General features: G+C 61.9%; 14 protein-coding genes. 13 read left to right on the top strand and 1 reads right to left on the bottom strand.

From position 1 onward, the window contains the following. Positions 1 to 6 precede the first annotated feature (6 nt). The 5 genes from metG to ONB25_12040 are packed head-to-tail and all read left to right on the top strand — an operon-like array spanning position 7 to position 5,798. Positions 7 to 2,067, top strand: a complete 2,061-nt coding sequence (gene metG / locus ONB25_12060; protein ID MDZ7393619.1) for a methionine--tRNA ligase — start codon at positions 7 to 9, stop codon at positions 2,065 to 2,067. Then, the gene (locus ONB25_12055) at positions 2,064 to 2,852 is read left to right on the top strand and encodes a TatD family hydrolase (protein MDZ7393618.1); all 789 of its coding nucleotides are present in this window, start codon (positions 2,064 to 2,066) and stop codon (positions 2,850 to 2,852) included. Before metG ends, ONB25_12055 begins: the two co-directional genes overlap by 4 nt. 10 nt (positions 2,853 to 2,862) lie before the next feature. Beyond that, positions 2,863 to 3,717: a 16S rRNA (adenine(1518)-N(6)/adenine(1519)-N(6))-dimethyltransferase RsmA gene (gene rsmA, locus ONB25_12050; GenBank protein MDZ7393617.1), complete on the top strand. Its 855-nt coding sequence runs from the start codon at positions 2,863 to 2,865 to the stop codon at positions 3,715 to 3,717. A gap of 10 nt (positions 3,718 to 3,727) precedes the next feature. Continuing rightward, positions 3,728 to 4,501, top strand: a complete 774-nt coding sequence (recO, locus tag ONB25_12045; GenBank protein ID MDZ7393616.1) for a DNA repair protein RecO — start codon at positions 3,728 to 3,730, stop codon at positions 4,499 to 4,501. After that, positions 4,491 to 5,798: a glycine--tRNA ligase gene (locus tag ONB25_12040; protein MDZ7393615.1), complete on the top strand. Its 1,308-nt coding sequence runs from the start codon at positions 4,491 to 4,493 to the stop codon at positions 5,796 to 5,798. The genes recO and ONB25_12040 overlap by 11 nt, the downstream gene beginning before the upstream one ends. 4 nt (positions 5,799 to 5,802) lie before the next feature. Here the strand turns inward: ONB25_12040 and ONB25_12035 are convergent, their stop codons facing one another. Further along, positions 5,803 to 6,789 (bottom strand): hypothetical protein, encoded by a 987-nt coding sequence (locus ONB25_12035; protein MDZ7393614.1) that lies wholly within the window; start codon positions 6,787 to 6,789, stop codon positions 5,803 to 5,805. 290 nt (positions 6,790 to 7,079) lie between these two features. On the opposite strand from ONB25_12035, the gene gpmI reads away from it, so the two are divergent. The 8 genes from gpmI to ONB25_11995 all read left to right on the top strand — a co-directional run. Then, positions 7,080 to 8,735, top strand: coding sequence for a 2,3-bisphosphoglycerate-independent phosphoglycerate mutase (gene gpmI, locus ONB25_12030; protein MDZ7393613.1), 1,656 nt, complete (start codon positions 7,080 to 7,082; stop codon positions 8,733 to 8,735). Positions 8,736 to 8,793: 58 nt separating this feature from the next. Beyond that, on the top strand, positions 8,794 to 9,219 hold the full coding sequence (locus ONB25_12025) for an archease (protein ID MDZ7393612.1): 426 nt from the start codon (positions 8,794 to 8,796) through the stop codon (positions 9,217 to 9,219). Positions 9,220 to 9,252: 33 nt separating this feature from the next. Beyond that, complete coding sequence (locus tag ONB25_12020; GenBank protein ID MDZ7393611.1) at positions 9,253 to 10,695, top strand: RtcB family protein; 1,443 nt, start codon at positions 9,253 to 9,255, stop codon at positions 10,693 to 10,695. A 17-nt stretch (positions 10,696 to 10,712) separates the two neighbouring features. Continuing rightward, positions 10,713 to 12,722 (top strand): NAD-dependent DNA ligase LigA, encoded by a 2,010-nt coding sequence (gene ligA, locus ONB25_12015; GenBank protein MDZ7393610.1) that lies wholly within the window; start codon positions 10,713 to 10,715, stop codon positions 12,720 to 12,722. 4 nt (positions 12,723 to 12,726) lie between these two features. Continuing rightward, positions 12,727 to 13,548, top strand: a complete 822-nt coding sequence (locus tag ONB25_12010; GenBank protein MDZ7393609.1) for a M48 family metalloprotease — start codon at positions 12,727 to 12,729, stop codon at positions 13,546 to 13,548. Positions 13,549 to 13,585: 37 nt separating this feature from the next. Next, a complete protein-coding gene (locus ONB25_12005; GenBank protein MDZ7393608.1) occupies positions 13,586 to 13,942 on the top strand; it encodes a YtxH domain-containing protein in 357 nt (118 codons plus the stop codon). 123 nt (positions 13,943 to 14,065) lie between these two features. Next, positions 14,066 to 14,446, top strand: a complete 381-nt coding sequence (locus tag ONB25_12000) for a DUF948 domain-containing protein (GenBank protein MDZ7393607.1) — start codon at positions 14,066 to 14,068, stop codon at positions 14,444 to 14,446. An 86-nt stretch (positions 14,447 to 14,532) separates the two neighbouring features. Continuing rightward, positions 14,533 to 16,442: HAD-IC family P-type ATPase (locus ONB25_11995; protein MDZ7393606.1), on the top strand; the 1,910-nt coding region annotated here is incomplete at its 3' end.

The following is a 16,442-nucleotide window of genomic DNA, read 5'->3' as shown; positions in this document are numbered from 1 at the left end:
CAGACCATGGCCTCTTTTGGTGCATCTAATGACCCCAGAGAATCCTTCCGACGCGTGCTGGTGACAGCTGCGCTCCCTTACGCCAACGGACCCATTCACTTGGGCCACCTGGCGGGAGCCTACCTTCCTGCCGACGTGTACGTGCGTTTCCAGCGCCTCAAGGGGCGCCAAGTCCTGTTCATCTGTGGCACCGATGAGCACGGCGTGCCTATTACCATTGCCGCCGAGGCCAAGGGAGTCACCCCCAGGGAGGTGGTGGACCATTGGCATCACGACCACAAGGAGAGCTTTGCACGTTTCGGCATAAGCTTCGATCGCTTCTCTCGCACCTCGCTTCCGGTGCACCACAAGACAGCGCAAGATTTCTTCCTCCGCCTATATCAGGCCGGGTACTTGGTCGAGAAAGCGGTGGAACAGTACTTCTGTCCCACCTGCAATCGCTTCCTCGCCGATCGATACGTGGAGGGCAAGTGCCCAAAGTGTGGCGCTGATGGTGCACGGGGCGACCAGTGTGAGCGCTGCGGAAGCTCGCTCAGCCCCACTGACCTCATCGAACCGTACTGCAAGGTCTGTGGTGGGCGACCGGAACTGCGTCCCTCGACCCACCTCTTCCTTAGGCTCCGCGCCTTCCAGGAACGGTTGGAGCAGTGGCTCGGAGCCAAGAAGAACTGGAAGGACAATGTGCTGAATTACTGCCGCGGCTGGTTCGCCGAAGGTCTGGAGGACCGGGCCGTCACCCGGGACCTGCCGTGGGGTGTGCCGGTGCCTCTGCCCGGCTACGAGGGGAAGGTCATTTACGTCTGGTTCGAGGCCCCGATTGGCTACATCTCTGCTACCAAGGACTGGGCCGAATCCATTGGCGACCCAGAGCGCTGGCGGGAGTGGTGGCTGAGCCCGGACACGCGGCTGGTCCACTTTATCGGCAAGGACAACATCGTCTTTCACGCGATCCTCTGGCCGGCCATGTTGATGGGGCACGGAGAGTTCATCCTGCCGGATGAGATTCCCGCCAACGAGTTCTTGAATATTGCCGGCGCGAAGCTCAGCACCAGCCGCAACTACGCGGTGTGGCTGCGGGAGTACCTCGAGCGGTTCGAGCCGGACCCGCTGCGCTATTGGCTGGCTGCCAATGCCCCGGAGACCAAGGATGCCGACTTTACCTGGGAGGACTTTCGCCAGCGCAACAATGGGGAGCTGGCGGATATTTTGGGCAATTTTGTCAACCGCACACTGGCCTTTGCCCAGAGCAAGTTCGGCGGGAGGGTGCCGGAAGGGAAAGCCCTCGGCGCGGCAGACAGAGAGATGCTCCGTCTTTTGGAGGAAGCACCGCGGACTATCGGTGAACTCTTGGAGCACTTTGAGCTGCGCCGGGCTGCCTCTGCTTTGATGGATTTGGCCCGAGCGGCAAACAAGTATTTCAATGACCAGGAGCCCTGGCTTACGGTGAGCACCGACCCTGAGCGCTGCGCGACCACCATTAACGTCTGCCTGCAGACGGTCCGCACCTTAGCCGTGTTGCAAAGCCCCATCCTGCCCTTTTCTGCCGCGCGGATGTGGAAGATGCTGGGGCTTCCGGGAGGCGTTGAAGAGGAGCAATGGGACCAGGCAGGAACAATTCGCCTGCCCGCCGGACACACCCTTTCGAAACCGGAGATTCTGTTTCGGAAGATCGAACAAGAGGAGATCGAGCCGGAGATTGCCAAGCTAAAGCCGGCAGAGCCCAAGGAGAGCGCGATGGCAGAGCAGATCACGTTTGAAGAGTTCAAGCGAGTGCAGCTCCGCACGGCCAAAGTCGTGGCGGCTGCGCCGGTGGAAAAAACCCAGAAGCTTCTCCGTCTGCAAGTGGACATCGGCGGTGAGCAGAGGCAGATTGTGGCCGGCATCGCGGAGTATTACAAGCCGGAGGACCTTGTGGGCAAGACCATTGTGGTCGTGGCCAATCTTGCCCCGGCCACCATTCGCGGCGTGGAGTCGCGCGGCATGTTGCTGGCCGCGGTGGAAAAAAGCGGCCGCCTGGCGCTGGTTACCACGGACCAGGAGTTTCCTGCTGGGGCCGAGGTGCAGTGAGCGTGGAGTTGGTTGACACCCACGCGCATTTGGACTTTCCCGAATTCGACCGCGATCGGGACGATGTCATCCGCCGTGCGCACGAGGCGGGAGTCACGACTCTGATCAACGTGGGCGTTGACCTTCGGAGCAGCCGCGCCTCGGTGCAGCTGGCCGAGCGGTTCCCGGGCCTGTATGCGGCGGTGGGCATTCACCCGCACGATGCAAAGACGGCCACGCAGAGTGCATTGACCGAGCTTCGGACGCTGGCCTCGCACCCCAAGGTTGTCGCCATCGGCGAAATCGGGCTGGATTTCTATCGCGACCACTCGCCGCGTGAGGTACAGCGCACTCTTTTTCGCCAGCTGCTGGAGCTGGCAAAGGAGTTGCGGCTGCCGGTGATCATTCACGCCCGCGATGCGTGGGAGGAGGTGGTCGCCATCGTGCGCGAGGTGATGGGCAAACGAGGGCAGGGGGTGTTTCACTGTTTCCCGGCGGGCGTTGAGGGCGCGCGCCAGGTGCTGGAGATGGGCTACTACGTGTCTTTTACGGGTGTGGTGACCTTCAAGAACGCGCGGGCCGCCGCCGTCTTGGCAGAAGTGCCATTGGACCGCCTGCTTTTGGAGACAGACTGTCCATTCATGGCTCCTGAGCCCCACAGGGGCAAGCGCAACGAACCGGCCTACGTGCAGCTGGTTGCACAGAAGGCAGCTGCAGTGCTCGGTGTCCCAGTGGCACAGGTGGCGCAGGTTACCACCGGCAATGCCCGGCGCCTCTTCGGGTTACCAGAAACGACGCCGAGCTGAGTGAGAAGGCGTGCAGTTCAAGACAGTGCCGCGTCCCAAGCGTAGCCTGGGCCAGCATTTTCTTGTTGACCCGAACGTGGCGCGGAAAATCGTGCATGCCTTTGCGCCGCAACCCCAAGATGTGGTGGTGGAGATCGGTCCCGGCCAAGGCGCGCTCACTGCCTTGCTGGCTGGCAATGTCCGGCAGCTCTTCGCGGTGGAGCTGGATCGCACCCTGGCCGCGGCGCTCGCAGACCGCTTTGCTGGCATGCCGGGCGTGCAAGTGATGGAAGCCGACTTTTTGTCGGTGGAGTTGGCCGCGCTTGCACCTCCTCAGGCGCGTCTGCGCGTGATCGGCAACATACCGTACAACATCTCAGCGCCCATCATCTTTCGAGTTCTGGACCAGGCGGCGGTGGTCGAGGATATGCTCCTTATGCTGCAGAAAGAGGTCGCGCTGCGCGTAGTGGCGGGCCCAGGGAGCAAACAGTATGGGCCGCTTGCGGTGCACAGCCAGCTGCTCGCCGACGTGCGGCTGCTCTTCGATGTGTCGCCGCACGTGTTTCGGCCGCGACCCAAGGTGGACTCAGCCATTGTTCGATGGCGCTTCCTCGCCCAACCGCGCTTTGCTGTGGAGGATCGGGCTCTCTTTGCACGGTTTGTCCGGGCCGCATTCGGCCAACGGCGCAAAGTGTTGCGCAATGCCCTTGGCCGCCTGTGCGAGAGAAGCTTCCTGGCTGGATTGAACGAACCGCTCCTGGCCCTCCGTGCGGAGCAGGTGGGAGTGGGAGAACTGGTGCGCCTCTATAACCTGCTGACACCAGGCATCCGAGGGGCCAACCTTGCCACTGGCCAAAACAGAGGGCATCGTCCTGCACAGCCGTAGGCAGGGCGAGATGACCAAGTTCTTGACCCTGTACACCAAGGCCTTTGGCAAAATCAGCCTGGTGGCCAAAGGGGCCCGGAGCACCCGCAGTCGCTTCTGGGGAAGCCTGGAGCCTGCGAATTACGTGCACGTGGTCTTTTATCGGAAGGAGACCCGCGAGCTCCAGTTTCTTAGCCAGGTGGACATCGTAGAGCCGTTCTTGCGGCTCCATGCAGAGCTGGGGCGGATGGCGCTGGCCATGGTGGCCTGTGAGTGGGTGCTGCGGGCCGAAGTGAGCGAAGCACCAAATCCGGCTCTGTTTGCCCTGCTGGTTGAAACCCTCCGGGCTCTGGACACCTCGCCGCGGGGCTTGAAGAACGTGGTGCGCAGCTTCCAGATGCACTTTTTGGAGCTGCATGGCGTGCGGCCAGAGTTGGAGCGGTGTGCCCAGTGCGGTGCACAGCAGCTGGCAGGACCAGTAATTTTGGATGTAGAAGGGGGGCGGTACTTTTGCAGCAGATGTCGTCCGGCACCCGTTGGGGCGCTCAGCCCGGCGGCAATGGCGGCGCTTCGCTGGGTAGCACGTATGCCTCCTCTGCGCGCAAGCGAACTGCTGGTTGCCCCCGAAGTGGGTGCGGCGGTCGACAAGGTGCTGCAGCGGATGGCAAGTTACCACCTGGAGTCCCTGCGCGGGGTGCACGCACCCCAGGTGCTGGCAGAGCTTGAGGAAGAACTGCGGAAAGTACCAGGCGCAATAGATCACGTCAAGTCAGAAGACGAGGCCAAGAAAAACCATGAGCACTAGACCACCGGATGTGATGGATAAGCTGGTTTCTCTGTGCAAGCGCCGAGGTTTTATCTTTCAATCGAGCGAAATCTATGGCGGCATCACCAGCTGTTACGACTATGGCCCACTGGGCGTGGAGCTGAAGAAGAACATCAAAGAGCGCTGGTGGAAAGCGATGGTCCAGCAGCGGGATGACATCGTGGGCCTGGATGCATCCATACTCATGCACCCGCGGGTCTGGGAGGCCTCTGGACACGTGGAGGGTTTTCATGACCCCATGGTGGACTGCAAGGTCTGCAAACGTCGTTTCCGCGCCGACGAAGTGGAGGGTCCGCGCTGCCCGGAGTGCGGCGGAGAACTGACCGAGGCGCGCCAGTTCAACCTCATGTTCAAGACGCACATGGGGCCCGTAGAAGAGGAGGCCAGCATCGTCTACCTGCGCCCGGAGACGGCCCAGGGAATCTACGTGAACTTTCTCAACGTGCTGAATTCCTCGCGCAAGAAGATCCCCTTCGGCATCGCACAAATCGGGAAGGCATTTCGCAACGAGATCACCCCGGGCAACTTTATCTTTCGCACCCGCGAATTCGAGCAGATGGAAATGCAGTTCTTTGTGAAGCCTGGCACCGACGGCGAGTGGTTCGACTACTGGCGGGAGCAGCGGATGCAGTGGTACTACGACCTTGGGATTCGCCGGGAACGGCTGCGCTTCCACGAGCACGGCAAGGATGAGCTGGCGCACTATGCTGCTCGTGCCTTCGATATCCAGTACGAGTTCCCTTTCGGCTGGAAGGAGCTGGAAGGCATCCACAATCGCACCGACTTTGACCTGTCACGGCATCAGCAGTATTCCGGCAAAGACTTGACCTACTTCGACGACCAGACGCGCGAGCGCTATGTGCCGTACATCATAGAGACCTCTGCGGGCGTGGACCGCACGCTTTTCACGTGCCTGGTGGAGGCATATGATGAGGAAATCGTTGAGGGCGAACTGCGCGTCGTCCTGCGCCTGTCGCCCAAGGTGGCACCCATCAAGGCCGGTGTCTTTCCGCTGGTCAAGCGCGACGGTATGCCCGAGCTGGCGCACAAAATTGTGGACATGTTGCGTCCGCATTTTATGGTGTTTTATGACGAATCTGGGGCTATTGGTCGACGTTATCGCCGGCAGGATGAAGCTGGCACGCCCTTTGGCATTACTGTCGATTCGCAGTCCTTGCAGGACCAGACTGTGACGGTGCGCGAGCGCGACTCGATGCGGCAGGAGCGCGTGGCTATAGACCGGCTGGTGGAGTTGCTACGCGAGCGTGTGGCTTAGCGAATCAGGGTTTCTCTGGTGGCTCTGCAGGAGGCGCGGGGGGCTTTTGCGCGGCGAGCATCTCCCGGAGCTTGTTTAGGATGCGTGCCACGCGTTCCCGCTCCTGTCTGATCCGTTCCAGCTCCTGCTCGGCTTCTTCTGCAGCGTGCTTTTCCTTGGCAAGCTGCCGAACGACTTCTTCACTCACGGGCGCATTGCTGGCCGGTAGAGGGGGCTTGTCCGACGGTGTGCGCTCGTGGGGCCGGTTGCTATGAACCACCAGCTGAGCAACGAGCCGCAGGCGCCAAGGCGGGTAGTTGTCAAAGTCGTGCCCCACGCGGGGCAGAGCGCCGGAATAGACGGTTTGGTCGGAGGCGTTGTAGAGTCGCACGTCCAAGGCACTCCCGAGGGTGAGCCACCATGTGCAGCGGTAGAGAACGGAGGGCGAAAGGTACGCATAGTTCTCCCTGCTATATGCGGTCACCGGCGGCTGCTGCAGAAAGTGGTTTCCGCTCAAGGTAACGGCAAAGACGAAGGGAGAGCGACGGAGTGTGACGCCCACCGCCCATAGCCACTGCCGAGAGGAAGACCGGGCGGCGATGCTATCGTCGGGAGCGTCAGTGAGGCGCTTGCCCAGGTCGTTATGGTTTAGCAGCCCCACGGCAAGGTCGACGGCCACGCCATGATCCGGAGAGCCAGGCGCCGTGTCAACGCCCAGGAGGCCGCGCGTGCAGAGTTCGATGCGCCCGGCCGAGTAGGGCTCAAGGACCACATTATGGTACTTGGCAAGCGGAACGCGTGCGCTTAGATGCGCGCCAAGCCGCAGGTGGCCGGAAGCCGGGCCAAACCCGTTCAAACACGCAGAGAGGAACAGATCGTCAGGGAGGTTGAAACCAGGCGCGACCTTGTGGTTGTCCTGGTAGAGCACTTGCCGAATCCCCACTTCGAGGTGATTGCTGACGGCATAGCGGAAGCCGACGGTCCCCTGGATGTCCCAGTACGTGACGTGCACCAGGTCTCCGAGCGCGGATTTGAACTCAACCTGTTTGAAGTACACTTCAGAGTATGCGATGGCGAGGAGTTCGCCCCGAGGCAAAGATTGCGCAGTAGGGTTGAGGTACATCCCTGAAGGCCATTCTGTGGCGTTGAGTGGCACAGTGAGGAGAGCGCACAGAAAGGCCCGGGAGAGTCGGGCAATAGTCCTCATGGCATCCCTGTGTCGACAAAATCGACTTGACGGCGGTAATTTAGCAAATGTGCTGGAGATTTCCAAACCATTTGTGGTACAGCGGGAGGCAATGCGTGGACAAGCTCAAGCGTCTTGACGAGTTTCGCGGGCGACCGGGCCCGCTTTTGGTTGTGATCATGGACGGCGTGGGGATATCCCAGGAGGAGGAAGGGAATGCGGTACTTTTGGCGCGTACCCCCACCCTGGACTGGCTTTTCGGGCACTGTCCCCATCTGTTGCTTCAGGCCCACGGCACCGCAGTAGGGCTGCCTTCTGACGACGACATGGGTAATTCGGAGGTGGGACACAACGCCATCGGCGCGGGAAGGGTCTTTGACCAGGGTGCAAAGCTCGTCAACCGCGCGCTGCGCACCGGCGAGATGTTCGCCGGCCCGGTGTGGCGTCGCCTCATCGACAACTGCCTCCGTCACCACACTCCGTTGCACTTTATCGGGCTCTTTTCCGACGGCAATGTGCACAGCCACATTGACCATCTTAAAGCGATGCTGCTGCAGGCTAAGCGCGAAGGAGTCGAGAAGGCCAGGATCCATGTGCTCTTGGATGGGCGCGATGTGGGGGAGACGTCCGCGCTGGAATACGTGCGCCCTTTCGAGGAATTCCTGGCGACGCTCAACAGGGAGGGAGTCGACTACCGCATTGCCAGTGGTGGCGGCCGCATGAAAATTACCATGGACCGGTACGAAGCCAATTGGGACATGGTGGCCCTTGGGTGGAAGACCCACGTGCACGGTCTCGGCGAGCAGTTTCGCTCGGCAGAGGAGGCGATCACCACCTTCCGTACCCGGCACCCAGGCGTGATTGACCAGGACTTGCCCCCCTTTGTAATTGCCGAAAACGGTCAGCCGGTGGGTAGGATCGAAGACCACCACTCGGTGATCTTTTTCAACTTTCGTGGCGATCGCGCCATCGAGATCAGCCGTGCCTTTGAGGAGGATGACTTTGACAAGTTCGACCGCAGCCCCAGGCCGCAGGTGGAATATGCCGGCATGATGCAGTACGACGGCGACCTGAAGATCCCCAAGAGCTACCTGGTGGCTCCCCCTGCTATCGACCGTACGATGGGGGAACTCCTGGTGGGTGCAGGCGTGCGGCAATTCGCATGCAGCGAAACCCAGAAGTACGGCCATGTGACCTACTTCTGGAACGGCAACCGCAGTGGCAAGTTCAATGAGGAGCTTGAGGAGTACGTGGAAATCCCCTCCGACATTGTGCCCTTCGAGCAGCGCCCCTGGATGAAGAGTGCCGAGATCACGGACCGCACCATCGAGTTGCTCAGAAGCGGCCTCTACCGGTGGGGACGGATCAACTACCCGAATGGCGACATGGTGGGGCACACCGGGGTGTTGCACGCTGCCATTGTCGCCGTGGAGGCGGTGGACCTGGCGCTGGGGCGGCTGCTGCCCGTCATTCGCGAGCTGCACGGGCTTGCCATCATCACCGCCGACCATGGGAACTCCGAGGAGATGTTCGAGCGCAAGAATGGCAAGGTGGTGACCGACGCCAACGGCAACCCCAAGGCCAAGACCAGCCACACGCTCAACCCCGTGCCGTTCATTATCTACGATCCGGACTATGCAGGCGAGTACCGCCTGAGGGAGCAGGTGCAGCGCTGCGGTTTGAGCAACATTGCCGCCACCATCATGAACCTGCTGGGGTTTGCGGCGCCAGAGGACTATGACGAGAGTCTTGTCGAATTCCGGCGCAGATAGTAGTTGACCATGAATCTGATTTTTCTTACATTGTGACCGGTTAGGCGATGGACCCGCAATGAACGAGCTGAGCGCCATCGAGTTCATTGAGCACACCGGCGACATCGGTGTGCGGGTGCGCGCGCCCGAGCTGAAAGAGCTCTTTGTGCGGGCAGCGCAGGCGACGTTCCAAATCATCTGCCCGCAGTGCAAGGTGGAACCTGCCGTGGAGCGCGCTATCTCTGTGGCAGGCGGAGACCTCGAAGAGCTGCTGGTGAATTGGCTCTCAGAGCTCAACTATTGGTTCTGCACGGAGCAGGAACTTTACGGCCACTTTTGCATAAGCTCATTGGACAAAAGCTCATTGCACGCCACGGTGCGTGGGGAGAAGGTTGATCTGCAGCGTCACAAGCTGCGGACCGAGATCAAAGCGGTCACCTACCACAAGCTCTATGTGCGGCAGGCAGAGCATGGTTGGGAAGCGCAAGTGATTTTTGACATCTGACCCTGGAGAGTTTCGCAGGGAGGATGGAGCGTCATGACCGAGCCAAAGTTGCGCAAGGTGAACGACTTCCTCTGGGAGATTCCCAGAGAAGGAAAGATGCGGGTGCCGGGACGCATCTATGCCTCGGCGGAGATGTTACCCGACGTGACGCGAGACAACGCGCACGAGCAAGTGGCCAATGTGGCACAGCTCCCTGGCATTGTCAAGTTTTCCCTGGCAATGCCCGATATTCATTGGGGATACGGGTTTCCCATAGGTGGGGTAGCGGCCTTCGATGTCTCAGAAGGTGTTATCTCGCCCGGTGGGGTGGGCTATGACATCAATTGCGGCGTACGTCTGCTGCGCACTGACCTGGAGCGAAAGGCCATCGAGCCGCGGATCAAGGAGGTGGTGGCGGCGCTCTTTCGCGCCATCCCCAGCGGCGTGGGCTCCAAGGGGCAGCTCCGGCTCAGTGCCCAAGAGGAGAAGCAGGTGCTTACCCAGGGGGCACATTGGGCCGTGCGCAACGGCTATGGCCGACCCGAGGATCTGGACAAGATCGAGGAGAACGGTCAGATGAAAGGGGCCGACCCCTCGGCGGTGAGCGCCAAGGCCATGGAACGAGGGCGGCCGCAGTTGGGCACCCTGGGCTCAGGTAACCACTTCGTCGAAGTGGGCTATGTGGAAGAAATCTTCGACCAGTCGCTGGCTGCCGCGCTGGGGATGTTCAAAGACCAGGTCACCATTATCGTGCACACAGGCTCGCGGGGGTTTGGGCACCAGGTCTGCGACGACTACATCGCGGTGATGCTCCGGGCCAGCCAGAAGTATGGCATCGAACTTCCCGACCGGCAGCTCTGTTGCGCACCGGTCAAATCGCCGGAAGGACAACAGTACCTCGCGGCCATGGCCTGCGCCGTCAACTTTGCCTTCTGCAACCGGCAGATGATAACCCATTGGGCGCGCGACGCGTTCGAGAAGGCCATGGGCATGAGCCCCCGGGATATCAACGTGCAGGTGGTCTATGAGGTGGCGCACAACATCGCCAAATTGGAGCGGCATGTGGTGGACGGCAAGGAGATGGAGCTCTGTGTGCATCGCAAAGGGGCGACCAGGGCCTTTCCCCCTGGGCACCCGGATGTGCCAGAGCAATATCGCACCATAGGGCAGCCGGTGTTGATCCCGGGAGACATGGGGCGCTACTCCTACGTGCTGGTGGGCACGCAGAAGGCGATGGAGGAGACCTTCGGCTCCACCTGCCACGGGGCCGGCCGGGTGATGAGCAGGCATCAGGCAATCAAGAGCGCCAAGGGACGCGCCCTGCATCGCGAGCTGGAAGATCACGGGATCTTCGTCATGGCTTCCAGTCGCGAGACTATGGCCGAGGAGATGCCCGAGGCCTATAAGGACGTCTCGCAGGTGGTGGAAGCCGTGCACGGCGCCGGTATTTCGGTGAAGGTGGCCAAGCTCCGCCCAATGGGCGTGATTAAAGGGTGAATCGACGGGGGTGTGCCGTGGAACGTGAACAGGCCAGGCAGCGAATCGAAGAGCTGCGCCAACAGATCCACTACCACAACTACCGTTACTATGTCCTCGATGCTCCGGAGATCTCCGATGCCGAGTACGACCGGCTGATGCGCGAGCTCATCGAGCTGGAACGGGAGTTTCCTGATCTGGTCACGCCGGACTCGCCAACGCAGCGCGTGGGTGCGCCTCCTCTGGAGGCTTTCGAGGCTGTGCCTCATGCCGTCCCCATGCTTAGCCTCGACAACGCCATGAATGAGGCGGAGTTGGTGGAATTCGACGGACGTGTCAAAAGGGCACTGGGCATCACCGGGGATTTGGAATACGTGTGCGAACCCAAGCTGGATGGCCTTGGCGTGGAGCTGGTCTACGTGGACGGACGTTTTGTCTTGGGTTCCACCCGGGGCGATGGCACCACCGGCGAGAATGTCACGCAGAATTTGCGCACCATCAAGAGCATCCCGCTACGGTTGTTGTCGACGGTCGAACCTCCTCCCCGACGCTTGGAGGTGCGCGGCGAGGTCATCATGGAGCGGGCGGCCTTCGAGGAGCTGAACCGCCAGCGGGAGATGGCAGGGGAACCGCTCTTTGCCAATCCGCGCAACGCCGCTGCCGGCAGCGTGCGCCAGCTGGATTCGTCCATCACCGCCTCTCGCCCTTTGGATTACTACTGCTATGCGCTTGGCAGGGTGGAGGGCACCTCGTTTGCGACCCAATACGAGTTCCTCCAGCGCGCCAAGGGGTGGGGCCTTAAGGTGAACCCGCACATCCGGCTGTGCCAGGGTTTGGATGAGGCGATCGCGTACCACCGGCAGATGCAGGAACTTCGTGATACCCTGGCCTACGAGATCGACGGGGTGGTGGTCAAGGTCAACCGGTTCGACCTGCAGGAGCGGCTGGGGGTACGTACGCGCAGCCCGCGCTGGGCGATTGCCTACAAGTTTGAGGCGCGGCAGGAGACGACCCAGATTGTGGACATTGTGGCGCAGGTGGGGCGCACCGGCGCCCTCACACCTGTGGCGGTGATGCGCCCGGTGCGAGTGGGAGGCGTGGAGGTGAGCCGCGCCACGCTGCACAACCAAGACGAAATCGACCGGAAAGACGTGCGCATCGGCGACTGGGTGATCGTGCAGCGCGCGGGCGACGTCATCCCCGAGGTGGTCGCCGTCATCACCTCGCGGCGAACAGGGCAAGAGCGACCGTATCGTCTTCCCTCCACATGTCCGGCATGCGGCGGGCCGGTAGTGCGCTTGGAAGGAGAGGCGGTGCACCGCTGTCAGAACATGCGCTGTCCGGCCCAGCTCAAGGAGCGGATCCGCCACTTTGCCTCCCGCCGGGCAATGGACATCGAAGGACTGGGTGATAAGCTGGTTGACCAGTTGGTGGACAAGGGGCTGGTCAAGGACGTGGCCGACATCTACACCCTGCAACGCGACCAGTTGGCGGCCCTGGAACGCATGGGCGAAAAGTCGGCGGATAACCTTTTGCGCGCCATCGATGCCAGTCGCAGCCGCACCCTGGACCGACTGGTGTTCGCCCTGGGCATCCGCTTTGTCGGGGAGCATGTGGCGAAGGTGTTGGTCAATGCCTTTGGCAGCATCGACGCCCTGGCGCGTGCCCGTCCTGATGAGCTGATGGCTGTGCACGGCATCGGCCCGCAGGTGGCAGGCAGCGTGCATCAGTTTTTCTCCCAGGAAGAAAACCTGCGCACGCTGGAAAAGCTGCGCCGGGCAGGTGTGGCCATGGCTCCGGCACCCAAGCCGAAAGCAGGCGTCCTGGCCGGGAAGACCTTTGTCTTCACCGGCGCCCTCTCCTCGTTCACGCGCGAGGAGGCCCAGCGTTTGGTAGAAGAACTGGGCGGCCATGCCGCCTCTTCCGTGAGCAAAAAGACCGACTATGTGGTGGTCGGAACTGACCCAGGTTCCAAGGCCGAAAAGGCCCGAGAGCTGGGCGTGCCTATGCTCTCCGAAGAAGAGTTCAAGAAGCTCATTGGCAGGTAAAGCCGTGCGCACACGTGGGCGAGCATTGTCCTGGGCATTCCTCACGGTGGCGACGGCCCTGATGGTTGCTGCGTGCGGGTCGTCGGCTAGGCGGGAAGAGGTCAGGCTCATCACTGTGGACCAGGAGCTCCGCCTGGGGGCGCTGTGCGCGGAGGAGGTGGCGCGCACCTTTTCTTTGTTTCGTGACGAAGAGCTCGGGCGGTACGTGGTCGACATGGGCACGCGTATAGCCACGCGCTCGGATTGGGCTGGTTTGCCGTTCACGTTCCGCGTCCTCGACAGCGAGGAGGTGTATGCGTTTGCCTTGCCGGGCGGACACGTCTTCGTTTCCAAAGGCATGGTGGCGGTTGCCGAAACTGCCTCCGAGCTTGCGGCGGTGCTGGCGCGTGAAATCGCCCACGTGGTGGAGCGTCATGGCGCTGAGCGGGTGACGCACCGCTACGGCCTTGCCCTCCTCAGCGAGTCCTTGGTGGGTACAAACCCAGCCATCGGTAGGGCCATCATCCGGGAGCTTTTTACCAGCAACGGCATTCTTGCGTACGGGCGCGAGGCTGAGGTAGGGGCAGACCTTCTTGCATTGCGGTACATGGAGAGAGCAGGCTACGATCCTCGGGGGATGGTGGCGCTGGTGGAACGACTCCGCCAACTCGAGCAAGAGCGCCCCGAAGCGCTGGCGAAATGGCGTGCGACGCACCAGCCGGCAAAGGTGCGTCTCCGGTGGTTGAAGAAGAAGTTGAAGGGCCTGTCGCCCGCGGAATATTCAGCAAGTGAGGATGAGCAGTTTCGTGCGCTGAAAGAGCGTGTGCGCGCTCAAGGCACGAAGTGACTTCTGCAAAGGGATTATCGAACTGGAGGAGGGTGCAATGAACAAGGAAACCGGTGCGTTTGTGAAGGGGCTGTTGATCGGCGGAGCCGTGGGTGCGATTCTTGCCCTGCTCTACGCTCCCAAATCGGGCAAGGAGACGCGCGAAGACATCAAGCGGCGTACTGAGGAGTTCCTGGAGGAGGCAGACCGCGAGCTGGCCGAGCTCAAGCGGCGTGCGGCCAACTTGGTGAGCCAGGGGCGTCGCAAGGCGGAAGAGCTCGCCGAAGAGGCAGAGGAAAGGGTGGAGAAGACTAAGGGCGCGATCGCCGAAAAGACCGGCAGACTACGCAGGGCCGTGGAGGCAGGGGCCCGTGCTTTCGCAGAAGAAAAGGGTAAGCAGGGCGCAGAGAGCTGATCAGATAAACGCTGCACAGGGTGGTGACTTTCTGCCCTCCCCGGGCGGGGAGATGCCCCTTTTCATGCCCGGCCACGCTGCGCCGGGACTGGTGATTCGGTCCCTGCATGAAGGAGCTCCGCCATGCTGACGTCCATTAGCGTCACGGTCATCGCGGCGTTCGTGGTGATTTTCGTCCTCGCGCTCATCCCTGTGCTTTTCCAGGTGCGGCGCACCGCTAAGGAGGCAGAAAAGCTCCTCGAAACCGTCCGTCTGCAGATCGCCCCCGTCGCGCACGACGTGGTGCGCGTAGTTGACGACGTGCGCGACATCGTCAAGCAGGCACAACGGCAGATGGACAAGGTGGAGGAGAGCGTCGACGCAGTGCGCGACACGGTGGTCAAACTGCGCGACGTGGAGTCTCTGCTGCGCGACCGCGTGGAGAAGCCGTTACTGGGAATCATAGGCACCATTGGGGCTTTGGTCAAAGGAGTACGCATTTTCATAGACCACATCCGCAGGTAAGGAGCCCATTGGTCGGGGTCTGCCCCAGGCAGTGAGAGGAAGGCCCTGTCGCGCGGGTGGGGTCATCGATGGGTTGAAGGGAAGACATGGATCAACCGCTGTGGCACACCCTTTCCGGTGAAGAGGTGCTGGCGCGCCTGGGGAGTGGGCCAAACGGGCTGAGCAGCGCCGAGGCGGCCCGGCGCCTGGCGCAGTATGGCCCGAATGAGTTGCAAGAGGCCGAGCAGATCTCGCGTTGGAAAATCCTGCTCAGTCAATTCAAGAATGTCCTCGTCATCATCCTCCTTGTAGCCACTGCCATCTCTGCGGCGCTGGGGCACCAAGTCGAGGCGCTCGCCATTTCGGCAATTGTACTCTTTTCCGTCTTCATGGGTTATCTACAGGAGTACCGCGCCGAGCGGGCTCTGGAGGCATTGCGGCGCATGGCCGCCCTCCGCGCCACGGTCATCCGTGACGGCAGCGAACAAGAGGTCCCCGCGCGCGAGATCGTCCCCGGGGACGTCCTGCTACTGTCGGTGGGCGACAAGGTGCCAGCAGACGGTCGCCTCCTGGAGGTGGTGAACCTGCAGGTGGACGAAGCGGCCCTCACCGGTGAGTCTACGCCAGTTGAAAAAGCCCTCCCCGCTCTGCAAAATGGCTCTGTGCCCCTGGGCGAGCGCGCGAACATGGTCTACAGCGGTACGGTGGTCACCTACGGCCGGGGGCGGGCAGTGGTGGTCGAGACCGGCACCCACACCGAATTCGGCCGCGTGGCCGAGCTGCTGAAGACGGTAGAGTCGGGCAAGACGCCGTTGCAGGAGAATCTCGCCCGGGTGGGGTCAATGTTGGCGCGTGCGGCGCTGGTGCTGGTTGCCTTGATCGGGCTTCTGGGAGTGGCGCGCGGCAAGCCTCCGTTGGAAATGTTCCTCTTTGCCATTGCCATGGCGGTGGCGGTTGTGCCAGAGGCACTGCCGGCAGTGGTCACCATCGCCCTCGCTTTAGGTGTGCAGCGCATGGCCAAGCGCAATGCCCTCGTCCGTCGACTCCCCGCCGTAGAAACCCTAGGCTGCGCCTCGGTGATTTGCACGGACAAGACCGGCACCCTCACCAAAGACGAGATGACCGTGCGTCGGTTGTATGTGGGGGGCGAGCTGATCGAAGTGACAGGCGTCGGCTATGAGCCTGTAGGCGAATTTCGCCGCGGGGGCGAGCCTCTTACCATCGAGGGCACAGACGGTCCGCTCCTGACCTTGCTGCGTGCTGCCGTGCTGTCTTCGGACGCGCACCTGGTCCGCCGGGAGGAGGACGGACGTTGGGCGATCAAGGGTGATCCCACCGAGGGGGCACTGATTACCGTGGCAGCCAAGGCTGGGCTCCGCAAGGTGGAGCTGGAAGAAGCATGGCCCAGAGTGCATGAGATTGCCTTTACCTCCGAGCGCAAGCGCATGACCACGGTACACCGCGGGCCCTCTGGTTTGGTGGCCTACGCCAAAGGGGCCCCCGAAGTGATCTTGGCCTCGTGCGCGTTTGCCGCGACTAACGAGGGGACCGTGCCCTTGACCGAGGCAGCGCGGCGGCGCATCTTGGCTACCGCTTCCTCGATGGCACGGGATGCCATGCGCGTGCTGGCGGTGGCCTGGAAGCCCAAGACCACCGCAGAGGACGCAGAGGAGAAGATGACCTTCTTGGGACTGGTGGGCATGGTGGACCCCCCTCGCCCGGAAGCCAAGGCCGCGCTCCAGAAGTGTCGGGATGCAGGAATCAAAGTGGTGATGATCACGGGCGACCACCCAGAGACCGCCCAGGCTATAGCCCGGGAGTTGGGGCTGACACAAGGCGGCATGGCTGTCACCGGCCGCGAGGTGGACGCCATGACCGATGAAGAACTCGAAGAGAAAGTCGAGCGGATCGACGTCTATTCGCGCGTATCGCCGAGCCATAAGCTGCGTGTGGTGACCGCACTGCAGAAGCGCGGGCACGTGGTCGCGATGACCGGTGACGGCGTCAACGACGCGCC

The sequence above is a fragment of the candidate division KSB1 bacterium genome (assembly GCA_034506335.1).
Classification (GTDB): domain Bacteria; phylum Zhuqueibacterota; class Zhuqueibacteria; order JANLFK01; family Oleimicrobiaceae; genus Oleimicrobium.
This window is presented reverse-complemented; position numbering and strand designations above follow the sequence as displayed.